At 75.1% G+C, this 17,267-nt stretch carries 15 protein-coding genes; 8 read left to right on the top strand and 7 right to left on the bottom strand.

Annotation, left to right across the window (positions count from 1 at the left end; all coding sequences use genetic code 11):
* Positions 1–183 precede the first annotated feature (183 nt).
* On the top strand, positions 184–1,773 hold the full coding sequence (gene serA / locus AC07D6_RS08455) for a phosphoglycerate dehydrogenase (protein ID WP_315875504.1): 1,590 nt from the start codon (positions 184–186) through the stop codon (positions 1,771–1,773).
* A gap of 91 nt (positions 1,774–1,864) precedes the next feature.
* Here the strand turns inward: serA and AC07D6_RS08450 are convergent, their stop codons facing one another.
* From AC07D6_RS08450 to AC07D6_RS08420, 7 genes are all read right to left on the bottom strand, one after another.
* Positions 1,865–3,070 (bottom strand): MFS transporter, encoded by a 1,206-nt coding sequence (locus tag AC07D6_RS08450; RefSeq protein ID WP_479043010.1) that lies wholly within the window; start codon positions 3,068–3,070, stop codon positions 1,865–1,867.
* The gene (locus AC07D6_RS08445; protein ID WP_315875502.1) at positions 3,067–3,747 is read right to left on the bottom strand and encodes a dipeptide/oligopeptide/nickel ABC transporter ATP-binding protein; all 681 of its coding nucleotides are present in this window, start codon (positions 3,745–3,747) and stop codon (positions 3,067–3,069) included. The genes AC07D6_RS08450 and AC07D6_RS08445 overlap by 4 nt, the downstream gene beginning before the upstream one ends.
* Positions 3,744–4,757 carry an ABC transporter ATP-binding protein gene (locus tag AC07D6_RS08440; protein WP_479043009.1) on the bottom strand — a complete coding sequence of 338 codons (1,014 nt, stop codon included), beginning with the start codon at positions 4,755–4,757 and terminating at the stop codon, positions 3,744–3,746. The genes AC07D6_RS08445 and AC07D6_RS08440 overlap by 4 nt, the downstream gene beginning before the upstream one ends.
* Positions 4,747–4,929: a hypothetical protein gene (locus AC07D6_RS08435; RefSeq protein WP_479043008.1), complete on the bottom strand. Its 183-nt coding sequence runs from the start codon at positions 4,927–4,929 to the stop codon at positions 4,747–4,749. Before AC07D6_RS08435 ends, AC07D6_RS08440 begins: the two co-directional genes overlap by 11 nt.
* On the bottom strand, positions 4,919–6,667 hold the full coding sequence (locus AC07D6_RS08430; protein ID WP_479043007.1) for an ABC transporter permease subunit: 1,749 nt from the start codon (positions 6,665–6,667) through the stop codon (positions 4,919–4,921). Before AC07D6_RS08430 ends, AC07D6_RS08435 begins: the two co-directional genes overlap by 11 nt.
* Positions 6,664–8,163 carry an ABC transporter substrate-binding protein gene (locus tag AC07D6_RS08425; protein ID WP_479043005.1) on the bottom strand — a complete coding sequence of 500 codons (1,500 nt, stop codon included), beginning with the start codon at positions 8,161–8,163 and terminating at the stop codon, positions 6,664–6,666. Before AC07D6_RS08425 ends, AC07D6_RS08430 begins: the two co-directional genes overlap by 4 nt.
* A gap of 87 nt (positions 8,164–8,250) precedes the next feature.
* Complete coding sequence (locus tag AC07D6_RS08420; RefSeq protein WP_479043004.1) at positions 8,251–9,468, bottom strand: PucR family transcriptional regulator; 1,218 nt, start codon at positions 9,466–9,468, stop codon at positions 8,251–8,253.
* 182 nt (positions 9,469–9,650) lie between these two features.
* Between AC07D6_RS08420 and AC07D6_RS08415 the strand changes: the two genes are divergently transcribed.
* The 7 genes from AC07D6_RS08415 (at position 9,651) to AC07D6_RS08385 (ending at position 17,020) form a co-directional block, all read left to right on the top strand.
* The gene (locus AC07D6_RS08415; RefSeq protein WP_479043003.1) at positions 9,651–10,577 is read left to right on the top strand and encodes a proline dehydrogenase family protein; all 927 of its coding nucleotides are present in this window, start codon (positions 9,651–9,653) and stop codon (positions 10,575–10,577) included.
* 58 nt (positions 10,578–10,635) lie between these two features.
* Positions 10,636–12,267 carry an L-glutamate gamma-semialdehyde dehydrogenase gene (pruA, locus tag AC07D6_RS08410; RefSeq protein WP_479043001.1) on the top strand — a complete coding sequence of 544 codons (1,632 nt, stop codon included), beginning with the start codon at positions 10,636–10,638 and terminating at the stop codon, positions 12,265–12,267.
* 188 nt (positions 12,268–12,455) lie between these two features.
* Entirely contained in the window at positions 12,456–13,556 is a 1,101-nt protein-coding gene (locus AC07D6_RS08405; RefSeq protein WP_479043000.1) for a S1 family peptidase, read from the top strand.
* A gap of 32 nt (positions 13,557–13,588) precedes the next feature.
* On the top strand, positions 13,589–14,137 hold the full coding sequence (locus AC07D6_RS08400; RefSeq protein ID WP_479042999.1) for a GNAT family N-acetyltransferase: 549 nt from the start codon (positions 13,589–13,591) through the stop codon (positions 14,135–14,137).
* Between the two features lie 227 nt (positions 14,138–14,364).
* Entirely contained in the window at positions 14,365–14,499 is a 135-nt protein-coding gene (locus AC07D6_RS08395) for a hypothetical protein (protein ID WP_315875492.1), read from the top strand.
* Between the two features lie 124 nt (positions 14,500–14,623).
* Positions 14,624–15,667: a 3-isopropylmalate dehydrogenase gene (locus tag AC07D6_RS08390; RefSeq protein WP_315875491.1), complete on the top strand. Its 1,044-nt coding sequence runs from the start codon at positions 14,624–14,626 to the stop codon at positions 15,665–15,667.
* A 261-nt stretch (positions 15,668–15,928) separates the two neighbouring features.
* Positions 15,929–17,020 (top strand): branched-chain amino acid aminotransferase, encoded by a 1,092-nt coding sequence (locus AC07D6_RS08385; RefSeq protein ID WP_315875490.1) that lies wholly within the window; start codon positions 15,929–15,931, stop codon positions 17,018–17,020.
* Positions 17,021–17,267: the final 247 nt, after the last annotated feature.

Here is a 17,267-nt window from a genome sequence, read left to right as displayed (position 1 = left end):
CGGCGTCCAGCCTCGTGTGGGTGATCCTGCCAACGAGGCGCAGAAATCGGCTTCCGCCGCTACTACACTGCACAGCAATACGCGTCAGGCCCACAGCGTCGTGCGTCTTCCACGCGGCAAGCCCCCCTCCACCGCCTGCGGCCGTCGGGACGGCCGTCCGCACTGGACTTGTGAGGACCTCACGTGAGCTCGAAACCCGTCGTACTCATCGCTGAAGAGCTGTCGCCCGCCACCGTCGACGCCCTCGGCCCCGATTTCGAGATCCGGCACTGCAACGGCGCGAACCGCGAGGAGCTGCTCCCCGCCATCGCCGACGTCGACGCGATCCTGATCCGCTCCGCCACCAAGGTCGACGCCGAGGCCATCGCCGCCGCGAACAAGCTCAAGGTCGTCGCCCGCGCGGGCGTGGGTCTGGACAACGTCGACGTCTCCGCCGCCACCAAGGCCGGCGTGATGGTCGTCAACGCCCCGACGTCCAACATCGTCACCGCCGCCGAGCTCGCCTGCGGCCTGCTGATCGCCACGGCCCGCAACATCCCGCAGGCCAACACCGCCCTGAAGAACGGCGAGTGGAAGCGCAGCAAGTACACCGGCGTCGAGCTGAGCGAGAAGACCCTCGGCGTCGTCGGCCTCGGCCGCATCGGCGTCCTGGTCGCCCAGCGCATGTCCGCGTTCGGCATGAAGGTCGTCGCCTACGACCCGTACGTCCAGCCGGCCCGCGCCGCGCAGATGGGCGTCAAGCTGCTCTCCCTGGACGAGCTGCTGGAGGTCTCCGACTTCATCACCGTCCACCTGCCGAAGACGCCCGAGACGATCGGCCTCATCGGGGACGACGCGCTGCACAAGGTCAAGCCGACCGTCCGCATCGTCAACGCCGCGCGCGGCGGCATCGTCGACGAGGAGGCGCTGTACTCGGCGCTGAAGGAGGGCCGCGTCGCCGGCGCCGGCCTCGACGTGTACGCGAAGGAGCCGTGCACGGACTCGCCGCTGTTCCAGTTCGACCAGGTCGTCTGCACGCCGCACCTCGGCGCGTCCACGGACGAGGCGCAGGAGAAGGCCGGCATCGCCGTCGCCCGCTCGGTGCGCCTCGCCCTCGCCGGCGAGCTGGTCCCCGACGCGGTGAACGTCCAGGGCGGCGTCATCGCGGAGGACGTCAAGCCGGGCCTGCCGCTGGCCGAGCGCCTCGGCCGGATCTTCACGGCCCTCTCCGGCGAGGTCGCGGTCCGCCTCGACGTCGAGGTCTACGGCGAGATCACCCAGCACGACGTCAAGGTGCTGGAGCTGTCCGCCCTCAAGGGCGTCTTCGAGGACGTCGTCGACGAGACCGTCTCGTACGTGAACGCCCCGCTGTTCGCGCAGGAGCGCGGCGTCGAGGTGCGGCTCACCACGAGCAGCGAGTCCCCCGACCACCGCAACGTCATCACCGTCCGGGGCACGCTCGGCAACGGTGAGGAGGTCGCCGTGTCCGGCACGCTGGTCGGCCCCAAGCACCTCCAGAAGATCGTCGCCGTCGGTGACTACGACGTGGACCTCGCCCTCGCCGACCACATGGTCGTCCTGCGCTACGAGGACCGCCCGGGTGTCGTCGGCACGGTCGGCCGCATCCTCGGCGAGGCCGGCCTGAACATCGCCGGCATGCAGGTCTCCCGCGCCGAGGAGGGCGGCGAGGCCCTGGCGGTCCTGACCGTCGACGACACGGTGCCGCCGCCGGTCCTCACGGAGCTGGGCGAAGAGGTGGGCGCCACCTCCGTCCGCTCCGTCAACCTGACCTGACGGCCCCTCCGCACCACCCGGCGCCCCCGCCCGCACCCCGTGCGCGCGGGGGCGCGGGGGCGCCGCGCGTCCACCGCGGCCCGCGCCCGCCCTAGGCGCCGGCCCCGTCCCTGGCGGCGGCGCGGTCCGCTCCGGTACGGCCCCGGGCCGCGCCGCGCGGCACCACCGCGGCCCCCAGCAGCGCGACCGCCGCCAGGACCGGCCAGTACCAGCCCGTCTCCACCAGGGCGCCCGCCGGGGCGCCGCCCACCAGGACCACCAGGCCCGCCAGCGACGACATCGCCCCCGTGTACAGCCCCAGCCGCCGCTCGTCCACCAGGTCCGGCAGCCACGCCCGCACGGCCGGGGACACGAGCATCTGGCCCGCCGCCAGCAGCACCACGAACACCACCGCCGACCACGGGCCGCCCGTGCCCCGCAGCGCCCCGCCCGCCGCGAACGCCGCCGCGACCACGACCAGGCCGACCCGGACCGACGCGCCCCAGGACAGCCGCCGCGCGGCCCACCGCTCCAGCGGTAGCTGCCCCGCCACCACGAGCGCCGACGACAGCGCGAACAGCCATCCCAGCGCGGCCTGCGAGCCCGCCGTCCGGTCCACTTCGGCGGGCAGCGCCAGGTAGAGCTGGTTGTACGCCAGCAGGTACGCCGCGTACGCGGCCGTCAGCGCCAGGAAACGGCGGTGGCGCAGCGCCCCGCCCAGCCCCGGCGGCGTGCGCGTCGGGCCCACCGTGCCCGCCCGGCGGGGCATGAGCCGCGCGTGCCCGGCCAGCACCAGCAGGAAGACCACCGCCCCCGCCCCGCACGCCACCCGGAAGTCACCGGCCAGCAGCACCGCGCCCAGCGCCGGCCCGAGCAGCGCGCCGGCCTGGCCCGCCGCGGAGAACCGGGCCAGGACCCGGGTGCGCGGCAGGCCCACGGCCTCCTCCAGCCGTACCGCCTCCCGCGCCACCTCCGACTCGACGGCCGGCGAGAACAGGGCCGCGGCGAAACCGACCAGGACCACCGCGGCGACCACCGCCCACACCGCCTCCGCCCGTGCGAGCCACGCGAAGCCCGCCACGCGCAGCGCGCACCCCGCCAGCACCACCGGGCGCGGCCCGAACCGGTCGGTCAGCGCGCCGCCCACCACGAACAACCCCTGCTGGCTGAAGGTCCGCAGCCCCAGGACGAGGCCGACCAGCCAGCCGCCCAGCCCGAGCGTGCCGCTCAAGTGGCCCGCCAGGTACGGCAGTACGGCGAAGAAACCGGTGTTGAACGCGAACTGGCTGCCGATCAGCAGCCGGGCGAGGGCGCTCACGAGACCCGCACCAGACGGCCGGCCCGCATCTCGGCCGTACGGTCCGCGAAGTGCCGTACCAGCGCCATGTCGTGGCAGATGAACAGGTAGCCCAGCCCCAGGGTCTCCTGGAGCCGCGCCAGCAGGTTCAGCACGCCCGCCCGGACGCTCGGGTCGAGGGCGGACACCGGCTCGTCGAGCACCAGCAGCCGCGGCCCGCTCGCCAGGGCGCGGGCGATGCCGACGCGCTGGCACTGGCCGCCCGACAGCTCGTGCGGCCGCCGCTCACCGTGCGCGGCGTCGAGGCCGACCAGCGCCAGCAGTTCGGCGACCCGCGCCGGCCCGGTCGCCGCGTCCCAGCGGCCCTGGACGCGCAGCGGCTCGGCGACCGCGTCGCGGACGCGCTGCCGGGGGCTGAGCGAGCCGTACGGGTCCTGGAACACCGGCTGCATCGCGGGCCGCAGCCCCCGCAGCTCCCGTTCGGGCAGCCGGGTCAGCTCGCGGCCCTCGAACCACACCTCGCCGCCGTCCGGGCGGCGCAGCAGCAGCGCGGCCGCCGCCGTGGACGACTTGCCGCAGCCGGACGGGCCCACCAGCGCGAGGGTCTCGCCGGCGCGCACCTCGAACGACACGCGGTCCACGGCGACCGTCGTCCCGTACCGGACGACCAGGTCGCGCACTTCCAGCAGCGCGCTCACACCGCCTCCGGGAACAGCTCGCCGAGCGGGTCGGGCAGCTCGGCCGCGCGGTGGCAGGAGACCTCCCGGCCGTCCGCCGCCGCGCCCACGCGGCGTGGCCCGGGCACGTCGGCGCGGCAGCGGTCCTCGGCCAGCGGACAGCGCGGCGCGAACGCGCACCCGGCGGCCGGCTCGCCGGGCCCGGGCGGTGCCCCGCCGATCGCGGGCAGCCGCCGGCCCCGGCCGGGGACCGGCACGGCGGGCGGGAGGGAGGCGAGGAGCCCGGCCGTGTACGGGGCGCGGGGGCGGTCGAGGACGAGCGGTGCCGGACCCGACTCGACGTGCCGGCCCGCGTACAGGACGAGGACGCGGTCGGCGTGGTCGCGGACGGCCTCCAGGTCGTGGGTGACGAGGACGAGCGCCGCGCCGGTCTCCTCCCGCCGCTCGGCCAGCAGGCGCAGCACCTGGTCGCGCAGGTCCGGGTCGAGGGCGGTGGTGGGCTCGTCGGCGACGACCAGGTCGGGTCCGCCGACCGTCGCCAGCGCGATGACGGCCCGCTGGCGCATGCCGCCGGACAGCTCGTGCGGGTACGCGCCGCAGCGGGCGGCGGGGATGCCGACCCGGTCCAGTGCCGCGGCGGCGCGGGCGCGCGCCTCGCGGCGGGAGACGCCCCGCAGGGACCGTACGGCGGCGGCGAGCTGGTCGCCGACCGGGTGCACGGGGGAGAGGGCGGACAGCGCGTCCTGCGGGACGAGGGCGATGCGCCGGCCCCACAGAGCGGCGAGCGCGCGGGGCTTCGCGCCGACCAGTTCCGTCCCGCCGCGCAGCCGTACGCCGCCCCGCACCTCGGCGCCGCGCGGCACCAGGCCGAGCAGCGCCCGCGCGGTCAGGGACTTGCCCGCGCCGGACTCCCCGGCCAACGCGAGGACCTCCCCGGCGCGGACGTCGAAGGACAGCCCGCGTACGGCTTCGGCGCCGTCGAGGGAGATCCGCAGGTCGCGGACGGTCAGGAGCGGCTCGTCAGCGGGCACGGGAGGGGGCCTTCCAGGAGCGGGGGGGGGAGCGGGGAGAGCGGGTGGGGGCGTCGAAGGGCAGTCCGCGTACGGTCTCGGCGCCGTCGAAGGACGGCCCGCGTACGGCTTCGGCGTCGTCGAGGGAGATCCGCGGGGCGCGGACGGTCAGGAGCGGCTCGTCAGCGGGCACGAGAGGGGACTTTCCCGGAGCGGGCACGGGGGCGGGCGGAGGCGCCGTACGCGGCGGCGGACACGGCCAGGGCGGCGAGCACGGCGAGGGCGGCGGCGGGCGCGAGGGCGGCCCAGGGGGCCCGCTCCACGTACGCCCGCGACTCGTCCAGCAGCAGCCCCCACTCGGGCGCGGGCGGCTGCGCGCCCAGGCCGAGGAACCCCAACGACGCGAGCGCCAGGGCCGTGCCGGGCAGCCGCAGCAGGGCGTGCCGGGCCACCGGGCCCGCCACGGACGGCAGGACGTGCCGGGTCAGCACCCACCCCGGTCCGGCGCCGATGGCCCGCTGGGCCAGCAGGAAGCCGGACGCCCGCACCTCCTGCACCAGGGCGGCGGCGTGCGCGGCGAGCGGCGGCCAGGAGACGAGCGCCACGGCGAGGGCCGCCCCGCCGGTGCCCGGCCCGTACGCCGCGGCGACGAGGATGCCGGTGATCACCGGCGGCAGCGCGTTCGCGATGTCGGAGGTGCCCGCGGCGAGGTTCGGCGCGAACCCCAGCGCCAGCGCCAGCAGGAAGCTCAGCGCGCACACCGCGGCGGCCGTGCCGACCGTCGCCGCCGCGCCGTGCCCGAGGCGGGCCAGCACGTCCCGGCCGAGACCGTCGGTGCCGAGGGGGTGCGCGTACGACGGCGGGGCGAGCCGGGTGGCGGTGTCCACGGCGTACGGGTCGCGCAGCAGGCCCCAGCCGATCACCCCGAGCAGCAGGACGGCCAGCGCCACCGGGACGGCCGGTTCGACCCGCGGCGGGCGCGGCGCCGGCAGCGTCAGCCCCGCGGCACGCAGGCCGGGCCCGAGCATCCGGTGCCGTACGAGCGCCGCCGCGCCGCCCACCGCGAGGCCGAGCAGCAGCAGCGCCAGCACGGCGCCCTGGAGCAGCGGCAGGTCCTGCGACCGGGCCGCGCCCAGCGCCGTACGGCCGATGCCCGGCACGGCGAAGACCGTCTCGACGGCGACCGCGCCGCCCGTCAGCCCCACGACGACCAGCCCGAACTGCGGGACCAGCGGGGGCAGGACGCGCCGCAGCGCGGCGCGCGCGACGCGGGCCCGGGTGACGCCCGCGGCCCGCCACAGTTCGGCCCACCGCTCGTCGAGGACGGCGGGCAGCGCGTCGGCGGCGAGCCGCCCCAGCAGCCCGCCCGCCGGGACGCCCAGCGCGACGGCGGGCAGCACCAGGTGGGCCGGGCCCGCCCAGCCCGCCGTCGGGAACCAGCCGAGCCACACCCCGCCGACGACGAGGGCGACCGTCGCGAGGAGGAACTCCGGTACGGCGGCGAGCATCGCGGCGACCGCCCCGGCGGTGCCCCGGCCGCGCACCAGGACGGGCGCGACGAGGGCGGCGGCGACGGGCAGCGCCACGGCGAGCGCGGCGCCCATGAGGCCGAGCGACACCTCCAGGCCCGCGGTGACGGCCGGGAGGACGTCGGCACCGGACACCCACGAGGTGCCCAGGTCGCCGCGGAGCAGCCCGGACGCCCAGTCGGCGAGGAGCGCGGCCGGCCCGGCGTCCAGACCGAGGTCGGCGCGGATCGCGGCGAGCGCCTCGGCGGTGGGCTCCTGCTCGGCAGACCGGGCGCGCAGGACGGTCAGGGCGGGGTCGCGGCCGGAGTACCAGGGCAGCAGGCCGACGCCGGCGAGGACGGCGGCGAGCGCGAGGGCCCGGGTCGCCCCGGCCCGGACGCCCGCGGCGGCGGGGGCGGTCACTTGACGTACGTGTCGGGCGTGACGAGCAGGCGCTCGCGCGGGTCGTGCGCGACGCCCGACACGGCGGCGGCGTCGCCCTGGACGACCCGCTCGTGGAGGAGCGGCACGGCGGCGTCGGTGGCGAGGACGGCGGCCTCCGCGGCCATCACGGCCCTGCGGCGGGCGTCGCCGGCCGGGGCGGCGGCGGCCTTGCCGAGCGCGGCGTCGACGGCGGGGTCGGCGAGCTGGGAGAGGTTGAAGGAGCCGCGGGAGGCGAAGTCGCTGTAGAGGTACGCGGCGGGGTCGCCGGAGTCGAGGACGGTCGCGCGGGACAGGAGGAACGCGTCGAACGCGCCGGCCAGGGCGTCCGCCTCGATGGCGGCGTACTCGCGCACCTCCAGCCGCACGTCGAAGCCGGCCTTCCGCAACTGTTGCTGGAGGGTCTGGGCGACCTCGGGCAGCTCCGCGCGGTCGGTGAAGGTGCCGATGGTGATCACGGCGCCCCGCGGGGCGGCGGCGGGGGCGGGCCGGCGGGGCGCGCGCAGGTCGTCCGCCCAGGCGACGGCGGGGCCGAGCAGCCCCTCGGCGGTGTCGGCGCGGCCCTCGTACACGCCCTTCACGATCGTCTCGGCGTCGATGGCGCGGCGGGCGGCGGCCCGCAGCGCGGGGTCCTTGAAGGGGCCCTCGGCGGTGTTGAGGTAGAGCGTGTTGGTGCGCGGCATGGGGACCTCGGTGACGAGGTCCGGGTCGAGGAGGGCGGCCTGCGAGACGGGCACGGCCTCGACGATGTCGGCCTCGCCGGCGCGCAGCGCGGCGGCACGGGCGGTGCCGTCGGGGACGAACACGACGTCGATGCCGGGCGCCTTGGCCCTGCCGCCCCAGTAGCCGTCGTAGCGGTCGAGGGAGGCGGAGGAGGCGCCGTCGACCCTGGTGAGGCGGAAGGCGCCGGTGCCGGTGCCGACGGGGTCGACGGTCTTCCCCCGGTACGCCCCGGCGGACAGGATCGACAGCTGCGGGGAGCTGAGCCGCTGGGGGACCAGCGGGTCGGGGGCGGCGGTGGTGACGGTGACGGTCTTCCCGGAGGCGGTCGCGGTGAGGTCGACGCCGTCGAGGATCCGCGGCTTGGGGGAGGCGGTCGCGGCGCGGGTGAGGGAGCGGACGACGTCCCGCGCGGTGAGCGGCGTGCCGTCGTGGAAGGTGACGCCGTCGCGGACGGTGAAGGTCCAGCGGGTGCCGTGCTGCTTCCAGGCGGTGGCGAGGGCGGGACGGGCGTCGCCGTCCGCGTCGAGGGTGACGAGGGTCTCGGCGGTCGACCAGCGGGACAGCTTGAACGCGTCGTCGGAGAGCGGCGACAGCCCGGAGCGGGGCGGGTTCATCATCGCGACGCGTATCCGCTTCCCGCCGCCCGCCCCGCCGTCGTCGGCACCGCCGGGGGCGGCGAAGCACCCGGCGAGCAGCAGGGACGCCGAGACGAGCGCGGCGGCGGGCAGGAGACGGCGGACAGGCTGGTGGCGCACGGGAGCACCCTTCCGGGCAGAGGTCGATCGCGGTGCCCGGACGCTAACATAATGATTATTATTTTCAATAACTGGGGCGTGCGCCGCTCACCCGGCCCCGCCGCGCAGGCGGTGGGCCTTCAGCGCCATGTGCAGCAGCAGCCGGTCCTCGCCGCTGTCGAGGTCCAGGCCGGTGAGCTGCTCGACCCGGGAGAGGCGGTAGTACAGGGTCTGCCGGTGGATGCCCAGCGCCGCGGCGGTGCGGCCGGCCTGCCCCGCGTGGTCGAGGAACACCTCGGCGGTGCGGACCAGCTCGGTGTGCGCGCCGCCCAGCAGCGGCCGTACCGCCGGGTCCCGCGCGGCCCCCGCGGGCAGGGCGGTGAGCAGCCGGTACGGGCCGATGGAGGTCCAGGGCGCGACCGGCCCCAGGTGCGGCTCGGCCAGCGCCGCGCGCGCCGCCGACGCGGCCTGTGCCCAGGCCGCGCCCAGCTCCGACAGGCCGCGCCGCGGCGCGGCCACCCCGGCGACGGCGCCCGGCCCCGCCGCGTCGCACAGCCGGGCGCCGGCCGTCAGCGCGGGGGAGAGGGCCTCGGCGGAGCGGAGGCGGACCAGGGCGCCCAGGACCCTGCCGCCCGGCCCCGCCGCGTCCGGCCCCGACGCACCCGGCGACGGCGAGCCCGGCCCCGCCGCGCCCGTGTCCGGCCACGGCGCCGTGCACAGGGCCGCCGCGCCCGGGGCCGTGCGGACCGAAGGGCTGTCGCCGCCCGGCCACGGGGCGACGCACACGAGGGCGTGCAGCCCGTCCGCGCCCGGGCCCAGCGCCGAGCGCAGCGCGGCCAGCGCCAGGTCGTACTGCCACTCCCGCTCCGCGGTCAGCGCGGCCCGCAGCTCCCGCGCCAGGTCGGCGCCGGCCCGCTCCTCGTCGGCGAGCAGCGCCCCGATCCGCGCGGTCACCTCCATGGCCGCGTCCAGCCGCTCCGGCGCGGGGCCGGGCGGGGTGTCCAGCAGCCACACGTACCCGAGGACGACGCCCCGGTGGCGTACGGGGAGGCAGAGGCGGTCGCGGTACACGCCCGCGTCCGGCGCGGCGGGGATGCGCACGGGGCCGGTGGCGCGGGCGATGCCGAACCCCTCGAACCAGGCCCGCACGGCGGGCGTGGACCTGCGGGTGAGGATCGACCGCGTACGGACCGGGTCCATCGCGGAGGCGTCGTCGCTGTCGTGCGCGCCGAAGGCGATCAGCCCGAAATCCCGGTTCTCCAGCGTGGCCGGGGCGCCGAGGAGCGCCGAGACCTCGTCGACCAGTTCCTGGTAGTCGCCCTTCACCCGGACATTCTGCCACCGCTTCAGACAGTTGTCTGAGATCCGCGGCACGGATGCGTGACAGGTGTCGATGGCCCGCGCCCGGGGAGATCCTTAGGTTTCACGGTGGTTCTCCGTGCCGTTTCCGCAATGTCGGATTCCGGCCGTCCGGTCCTGTTGTCAACCCCTGTTCGTGGAGGTGCCCCGTGCTGGGTCCCGTGATCCTCGCCGCTTCGCGCAGCGACAAGATGCGCCGCATTGTGTCGGCGGCCCCGGTGACCAAGCCGGTCGTCGACCGGTTCATCCCCGGCGAGACGGTCGACCAGGTCGTCCCGATCGTCACGGACCTCGCGGACAAGGGCCTCGAAGTCACCCTCGACGTGGTCGGCGAGGACATCACCACCCCCGAGCAGGCCACCGCCGCCCGCGACGCCTACCTGGAGCTCATCCGGCACCTGGAGCCGCTGGGCCTGGGCGAGAAGGCCGAGATGTCCGTCAAGCTGTCGATGTTCGGCCAGGCGCTGGAGGGCGGCCACGAGCTGGCCCTCGCCAATGTCCGGCCCGTCGTCGAGGCGGCCGCCTCGATCGGCACCACCGTCACGCTGGACGCCGAGGACCACACCACCCTCGACTCGATGTTCGCCATCCACGAGGAGCTGCGGAAGGACTTCCCGCAGACCGGCTGCGTCATCCAGGCGTACCTCTTCCGCACCGAGGAGGACGCCCGCCGCCTCGCCGCGAACGGCAGCCGCGTCCGCCTGGTGAAGGGCGCCTACAAGGAGCCCGCCTCCGTCGCCCACCAGGACAAGGCGGAGATCGACCGGGCCTACGTCCGCGTGCTGAAGACCCTCATGGCGGGCGAGGGCTACCCCATGATCGGCTCGCACGACCCGCGGCTCATCGCCATCACGCAGGAGCTCGCGCGCCGCCACGGGCGCAAACTGGACGAGTACGAGTTCCAGATGCTGTACGGCATCCGCAGCGAGGAGCACGTCCGGCTGGCCGCCGAGGGCCACCGGATGCGGGTCTACACCGCGTACGGGACCGACTGGTACGGCTACTTCATGCGCCGCCTCGCCGAGAAGCCGGCCAACCTGCTGTTCTTCGTCCGCTCGATGATCACCAAGAACTGATCCGGAGCCCGTGGGCGCCCCGCCCCCGACACCCCTCACCCAAGGAGTTACGAGACCCATGGACGCTGTGACCCAGGTTCCCGCCCCGGTCAACGAGCCGGTGCACGGCTACGCCCCCGGCTCCGCCGAGCGGACCCGGCTGGAGGCCAAGCTCAAGGAGCTGGCCGAGAACCCGATCGACCTGCCGATGACCATCGGCGGCGTCAAGCGCATGGGCGGCGGCGAGCGGGTGGACGTCGTCCAGCCGCACAACCACCGGGCCGTCATCGGCACCTTCGCCGCCGCCACCCAGCAGGACGCCCAGGACGCCGTCGACGCCGCCCTGGCCGCCGCCCCCGCCTGGCGCGCGATGTCCTTCGACGACCGTGCCGCGATCTTCCTGCGCGCCGCCGAGCTGCTGTCCGGCCCGTGGCGCGAGACGCTGGCCGCCTCCACCATGCTCGGTCAGTCGAAGACCGCCCAGCAGGCGGAGATCGACACGCCGTGCGAGCTCGTCGACTTCTGGCGCTTCAACGTCAAGTACGCCCGTGACCTGCTCGCCGAGCAGCCCCCGGCGAACGCGCCCGGCGTGTGGAACCGCCTGGACCACCGCCCGCTGGAGGGCTTCGTCTACGCGATCACGCCGTTCAACTTCACCGCGATCGCCGGCAACCTGCCGACCGCCCCCGCCCTCATGGGCAACGTCGTCGTGTGGAAGCCGTCCCCCACGCAGACCCACGCCGCCGTGCTGCTCATGGAGCTGCTGGAGGAGGCCGGCCTGCCCGCCGGCGTCATCAACCTGGTGACCGGCGACGGCATCGCCGTCTCCGAGGTGGCCCTGGAGCACCCGATGCTCGCCGGCATCCACTTCACCGGTTCGACGAAGACCTTCCAGCACCTGTGGAAGACCGTCGGCAACAACATCGAGAAGTACCGCTCCTACCCGCGGATCGTCGGCGAGACCGGCGGCAAGGACTTCGTCGTCGCGCACCCGAGCGCCGACCGCGCCGTCCTGAAGACCGCGCTGACCCGCGGCGCCTTCGAGTACCAGGGCCAGAAGTGCTCGGCCACCTCGCGCGCGTACATCCCGGCCTCCCTCTGGAACTCCGGCTTCAAGGAGGAGTTCGCGGCCGAGGTCGACGGCATCCGGATGGGTGACGTCACCGACCTGACGAACTTCATCGGCGCCGTCATCGACGCGCGCGCGTTCGCCAAGAACAAGGCCGCGATCGACCGCGCCGCGGCCGACCCGGCCTGCACGATCGTCGCCGGCGGAAGGTACGACGACTCGGTCGGCTACTTCGTCCGCCCGACCGTCATCGAGTGCTCCGACCCCGAGAACGAGGTCTTCCGGGACGAGTACTTCGGCCCGATCCTCGCCGTGCACGTGTACGAGGACGACCAGTACGAGGCCATGCTCGACCAGATGGAGTCGGTCTCCGCCTACGCGCTGACCGGTTCGGTCATCGCCAAGGACCGCGCCGCCGTCGCGCACGCGATGGAGAAGCTGCGGTACGCCGCGGGCAACTTCTACATCAACGACAAGTCGACCGGCGCCGTCGTCGGCCAGCAGCCCTTCGGCGGCGGTCGCGCCTCCGGCACCAACGACAAGGCCGGCGCCCCGCAGAACCTGTCGCGCTGGACCCTGACCCGTGCGATCAAGGAGACGCTGGTCCCGCCGACCGAGTACGGCTACCCGCACATGGGCTGACCCGAGCCCCGGCCCGCAGGGCCGCCCCTGACGCCGCCCCCCTCCGGCCCCCACGCCGGACGGGGGCGGCCCCTTTTGCCCGCCCGGCGGGGCGGGACGGCGGGTTCGCGCCCTTGTGGCAATGAAGCGTTCATGTCAAATTCCTTCCTCGGTACGCCCCACCCGCCACCGACGAAGGAGCCCCCGGCATGAGACGCACCACCCGTGCGCGCACCGGCCTGTCCGCCCTGCTCGTCGCCGCCTCCCTCGGCCTCGGCGCCACCCCGGCCGGAGCCTCGGACGCCCCCCTCGCCCCCCGAACCGCCGACGCCCCCCGAACCGCCGACGCCCCCCGAGCCGCCGACGCCGCGGCCCTCCACGCCCTCGACGCCGCCGTCGAGCGGGCCCTCGGCGACGACAGCGCCGGCACCTACGTCGACGCCGAGACCGGCGCGCTCGTCGTCACCGTCACCACCGAAGCGGCCGCCGCGAAGGTCCGCGCCGCCGGCGCCGTCCCCCAGCGCGTCCGGCGCGGCGCCGCCCAGTTGAACGCCGCCATGGCCGCCCTGGAGGCGCGGGCCGGGATCCCCGGCACCTCCTGGGGCCTGGACCCGCGCACCAACCAGATCGCCGTCGAGGCCGACGCGTCGGTCTCCGCCCGCGACATGGCCCGGCTCCGCGAGGTCGCCGCGTCCCTGGACGGCGCCGTGCGCGTCACCTGCGTCCCCGGCGTCCTCACGCGCGAGGTGGCGGGCGGCGACGCCGTCTACGGCGGCGGCTCGCGCTGCTCGGCCGCCTTCAACGTCACCAAGAACAACGTCCGGTACTTCGTGACCGCCGGGCACTGCACCAACATCTCCTCGACCTGGTCGGCCACCTCCGGCGGCGCCTCCATCGGGGTCCGCGAGGGCACCAGCTTCCCGACGAACGACTACGGACTCGTGCGCTACACCGACACGGCGAACACGCCCGGCAGCGTCAACCTCCACAACGGAAGCCTCCAGGACATCTCCTCCGCCGCCGACGCGGTCGTCGGCCAGGCCATCCGCAAGAGCGGCTCCACCACCAAGGTCACCAGCGGCACCGTCACCGCCGTGAACGTCACCGTCAACTACAGCGACGGCCCCGTCTACGGCATGGTCCGCACGACGGCGTGCTCCGCCGGCGGCGACAGCGGCGGCGCCCACTTCGCCGGCTCCGTCGCCCTGGGCATCCACTCCGGCAGCTCCGGCTGCACGGGCACCAGTGGCTCGGCCATCCACCAGCCGGTGCGCGAGGCCCTCGCCGCCTATGGCGTGAACGTGTACTGAGCCGCGACGGGAGCGGTGCCACAGTGGGCGGTATGAACGATCGTCTCCATACCGCCCACACCTACGAGGTGAGGCCGGCCGTGCTCGCCGCGATCCGCGCCGCGCTGGAGGACGCCTTCGACGGCGACCTGAGCGAGGAGGACTGGGAGCACGGCCTCGGCGGCGTCCACGCCTACGTCGAGGACGACGACGGGCGGATCGTGGCGCACGGCAGCGTCGTCATGCGCCGCGTCGTCCACGCCGGGCGCGCCCACCGCGTCGGGTACGTCGAGGCCGTGGGCGTACGGGCGGAGCGCCGCCGCCAGGGGCTGGGCGCCCGTGTGATGGCGGCGCTGGAGGAGGTCGTCGACGGCGCGTACGACTTCGGCGCCCTGTCCGCCTCCGACGAGGGCGCGTCGCTCTACCGCTCGCGCGGCTGGCAGTTGTGGAACGGCCGCGTCGAGGGGTACGGCCCGGGGGGCGTGGTCCACCTGGCGGACGAGGAGGACTGCACGTTCCTGCGCCCCGCCGCCGGACGGCCGCTGCCCGTGCCCGAGGCCGGACCCCTGCAGTTCGACTGGCGGGACGGCGACGTGCTGTGACCCCGCCGCGGCGCGCCCGGGCGGGTGCGCCGTCTCAGATAGTAGGAAGTCCGAGTAATTGTGGAGACAGTGGCGGCGCGCTCGCTTAGCTTTGTAGGAGCCGAACGTCTCGCTCCATCAGCGAACGGCGGACGAGAGCGCGGTGCCCCCGGCAGGCCACCCCTGCGGCAGCGCTCCCCGCCCCTTCCGGCGCCTCCCGAGCATCCGCCCTGTAGAGGAGCCCCGCCATGACCGCTGCCACCGCCGCCCGCCGCGTCCGCCACACGGGCACCCGGCCCACCGAGACCGAGCGCAAGAACGCCGCCGCCGCCCTCCAGCGCGCCCTGGACCGCCGTGACAACGGCGGCTCCACCGGCCACTGACCGGCCCGCCCGGACGGCCGCGCGGCCCCTGCGCCACCGCCCGTCCGGGCGCCGTCCGATGCACCACCCGTCCGCATGGTGGACGGTTCGTGTCAGGCAATGGGACGAGGAGTAGGGTGCCGCCATGTCTCGCAGCATCAATCTCGCAGTGATCCCCGGTGACGGCATCGGCCAGGAGGTCGTGTCCCAGGGACTCAAGGTCCTTCGCGCGGTCCTCCCGCAGGACGTGAAGCTGGAGACCCGGGAGTACGACCTCGGCGCCCGGCGCTGGCACCGCACGGGGGAGATCCTCCCCGACGCGGAGCTGGAGTCCCTCAAGGGCCACGACGCCATCCTCCTCGGCGCGATCGGCGACCCGTCCGTGCCGCCCGGCGTACTGGAGCGGGGCCTGCTGCTGAAGCTGCGCTTCGCCTTCGACCACTACGTGAACCTGCGCCCGTCGAAGCTCTTCCCGCAGACCGCGACCCCGCTCGCGGGCCGCCCCGACATCGACTTCGTCGTCGTGCGCGAGGGCACCGAGGGCCCGTACACGGGCAACGGCGGCAGCCTGCGCACCGGCACGCCGGCCGAGGTCGCCACGGAGGTCAGCGTCAACACGGCGTACGGCGTCGAGCGGGTCGTCCGCGACGCGTACGAGCGGGCCAAGGCCCGCCCCCGCAAGAAGCTGACGCTCGTCCACAAGAACAACGTCCTCGTCCACGCCGGCCACATGTGGAAGAAGATCTTCGACAAGGTCGGCGAGGAGTACCCCGAGGTCACCACCGACTACCTGCACGTCGACGCCGCGACGATCTTCTTCGTCACGCAACCCGAGCGCTTCGACGTCATCGTCACCGACAACCTCTTCGGCGACATCCTCACCGACCTCGCCGCCGCCGTGACCGGCGGCATCGGCCTGGCCGCGTCCGGCAACATCAACCCGACGGGCGCGTTCCCGTCGATGTTCGAGCCCGTCCACGGTTCCGCACCCGACATCGCGGGCCAGGGCAAGGCCGACCCCACCGCGACCGTCCTCTCCGTCGCGCTGCTCCTCCGCCACCTCGGGTACGAGACCGAGGCCGCCCGCGTCGAGGAGGCGGTCGCCGCCGACCTCACCGAGCGGGCCGGCGCCGCCGCGCGCACCACGGACGAGATCGGCGACGCGCTCGCGGTACGCGTAGCGAACTGACCCGCCGACTGGGACCACCAGACACAGCCGCCGGGTCGCAGCAGCGCCCGGCGGCTTCTCCTGTGCGGCCGCGGGGTGCCACCATCGAACCCCGGACCGCGACCACACCCGTTTCCCCGCCACGACCCCCCGAGCGATAATCGAACGCGGGGCCGCGGCATGCGGTATTGCTCGGACGTCCTAACAGCAGCAGCGTCAGCGGCTGGAGCGGCGGCGTGAGCGCGGTCCGACCCACACACACCGGTGAAGGACACAGCACTCATGACGACGCCCACGACGATCGAGCTCAAGCCCTCCTCGAACCCGCTGTCCGCCGTTCAGCGCGAGGCGATCCTGGCCAGCCCCGGCTTCGGCCGCCACTTCACCGACCACATGGTGACGATCAAGTGGACGGAGGGCCGGGGGTGGCACGACGCGCAGCTCACGCCGTACGCGCCGCTCTCCCTCGACCCCGCCAACATGACCCTGCACTACGCGCAGGAGATCTTCGAGGGCCTGAAGGCGTACCGCCGCCCCGACGGCTCGGTCTCGCTGTTCCGCCCCGAGGCCAACGCCGAGCGCTTCCAGCGCTCCGCCCGCCGCCTGGCCATGCCCGAGCTCCCCGTCGAGACGTTCGTCGCCGCGTGCGACGCGCTGGTCCGGCAGGACGTGGAGTGGGTCCCGCCGCACGGCGGCGAGGAGTCCTTGTACCTGCGGCCCTTCATGATCGCCACGGAGGTCGGGCTGGGCGTCCGGCCGGCCAACGAGTACCTGTTCATCGTCATCGCGTCGCCCGCCGGCGCGTACTTCCCGGGCGGCGTCAAGCCGGTCTCCGTCTGGCTGTCGGAGAACTACGTCCGCGCCGTCCCCGGCGGCATGGGCTTCGCCAAGACCGGCGGCAACTACGCCGCGTCCCTGCTCGCCCAGGCCGAGGCCGCGGAGAAGGGCTGCGACCAGGTCGTCTGGCTCGACGCGCTGGAGCACAAGTGGGTCGAGGAGATGGGCGGCATGAACCTGTACTTCGTGTACGGGAACAAGATCGTCACCCCTGAGCTGACCGGCTCCCTCCTGGCGGGCATCACCCGCGACTCCCTGCTCCAGGTCGCCCACGACCTCGGCTACGAGTCGGAGGAGGGCCGCGTCTCCACCGACCAGTGGCGCCGCGACACGGAGAACGGCACCCTCACGGAGGTCTTCGCCTGCGGCACGGCCGCGGTGATCACGCCGGTCGGCACGGTCAAGTCCGCCGGCGGCGAGTGGACGCAGGGCGACGGGCAGCCGGGCGAGGTCACCCTGAAGCTCCGCAAGGCCCTGCTCGACATCCAGACGGGTGCCGCGGAGGACACCCACGGCTGGACCCACCCGGTCGCCTGACCCCCTCGGGAGCCGCGCCCGCCGCGGCCCGCGTCCCGCCTCGCGCGGCCCGCGGGCCCGGCGGGCGCCCCCGTTCCGCACGGGTGCTCCCACGCGCATCCGCGCGCCTCGCCTCGCGGCTCACGCGCCGCGCCACCTCGCGCCCTGCCTCGCCGCGCCTTGCGCCTCGTCTCGTCTCACGCCGCCTCGCGCCCCGCCTCGCCACCTCCTGGGCCTTGCGCCGCGCCGCCCCGCGCCTCGTCTCACG

It is taken from the genome of Streptomyces sp. NPDC045287 (assembly GCF_056432325.1).
Note: the sequence above shows the minus strand (reverse complement) of the source record. Positions and strands in the feature narration are given on the sequence as shown.

What these genes read in the sequence shown, in the direction of transcription:
- AC07D6_RS08400 (WP_479042999.1), top strand. Translation starts at nt 13,589, where the DNA reads ATGAACGATCGTCTCCATACCGCCCACACCTACGAGGTGAGGCCGGCC.
- AC07D6_RS08385 (WP_315875490.1), top strand. Translation starts at nt 15,929, where the DNA reads ATGACGACGCCCACGACGATCGAGCTCAAGCCCTCCTCGAACCCGCTG.
- pruA (WP_479043001.1), top strand. Translation starts at nt 10,636, where the DNA reads ATGGACGCTGTGACCCAGGTTCCCGCCCCGGTCAACGAGCCGGTGCAC.
- AC07D6_RS08395 (WP_315875492.1), top strand. Translation starts at nt 14,365, where the DNA reads ATGACCGCTGCCACCGCCGCCCGCCGCGTCCGCCACACGGGCACCCGG.
- AC07D6_RS08390 (WP_315875491.1), top strand. Translation starts at nt 14,624, where the DNA reads ATGTCTCGCAGCATCAATCTCGCAGTGATCCCCGGTGACGGCATCGGC.
- AC07D6_RS08405 (WP_479043000.1), top strand. Translation starts at nt 12,456, where the DNA reads ATGAGACGCACCACCCGTGCGCGCACCGGCCTGTCCGCCCTGCTCGTC.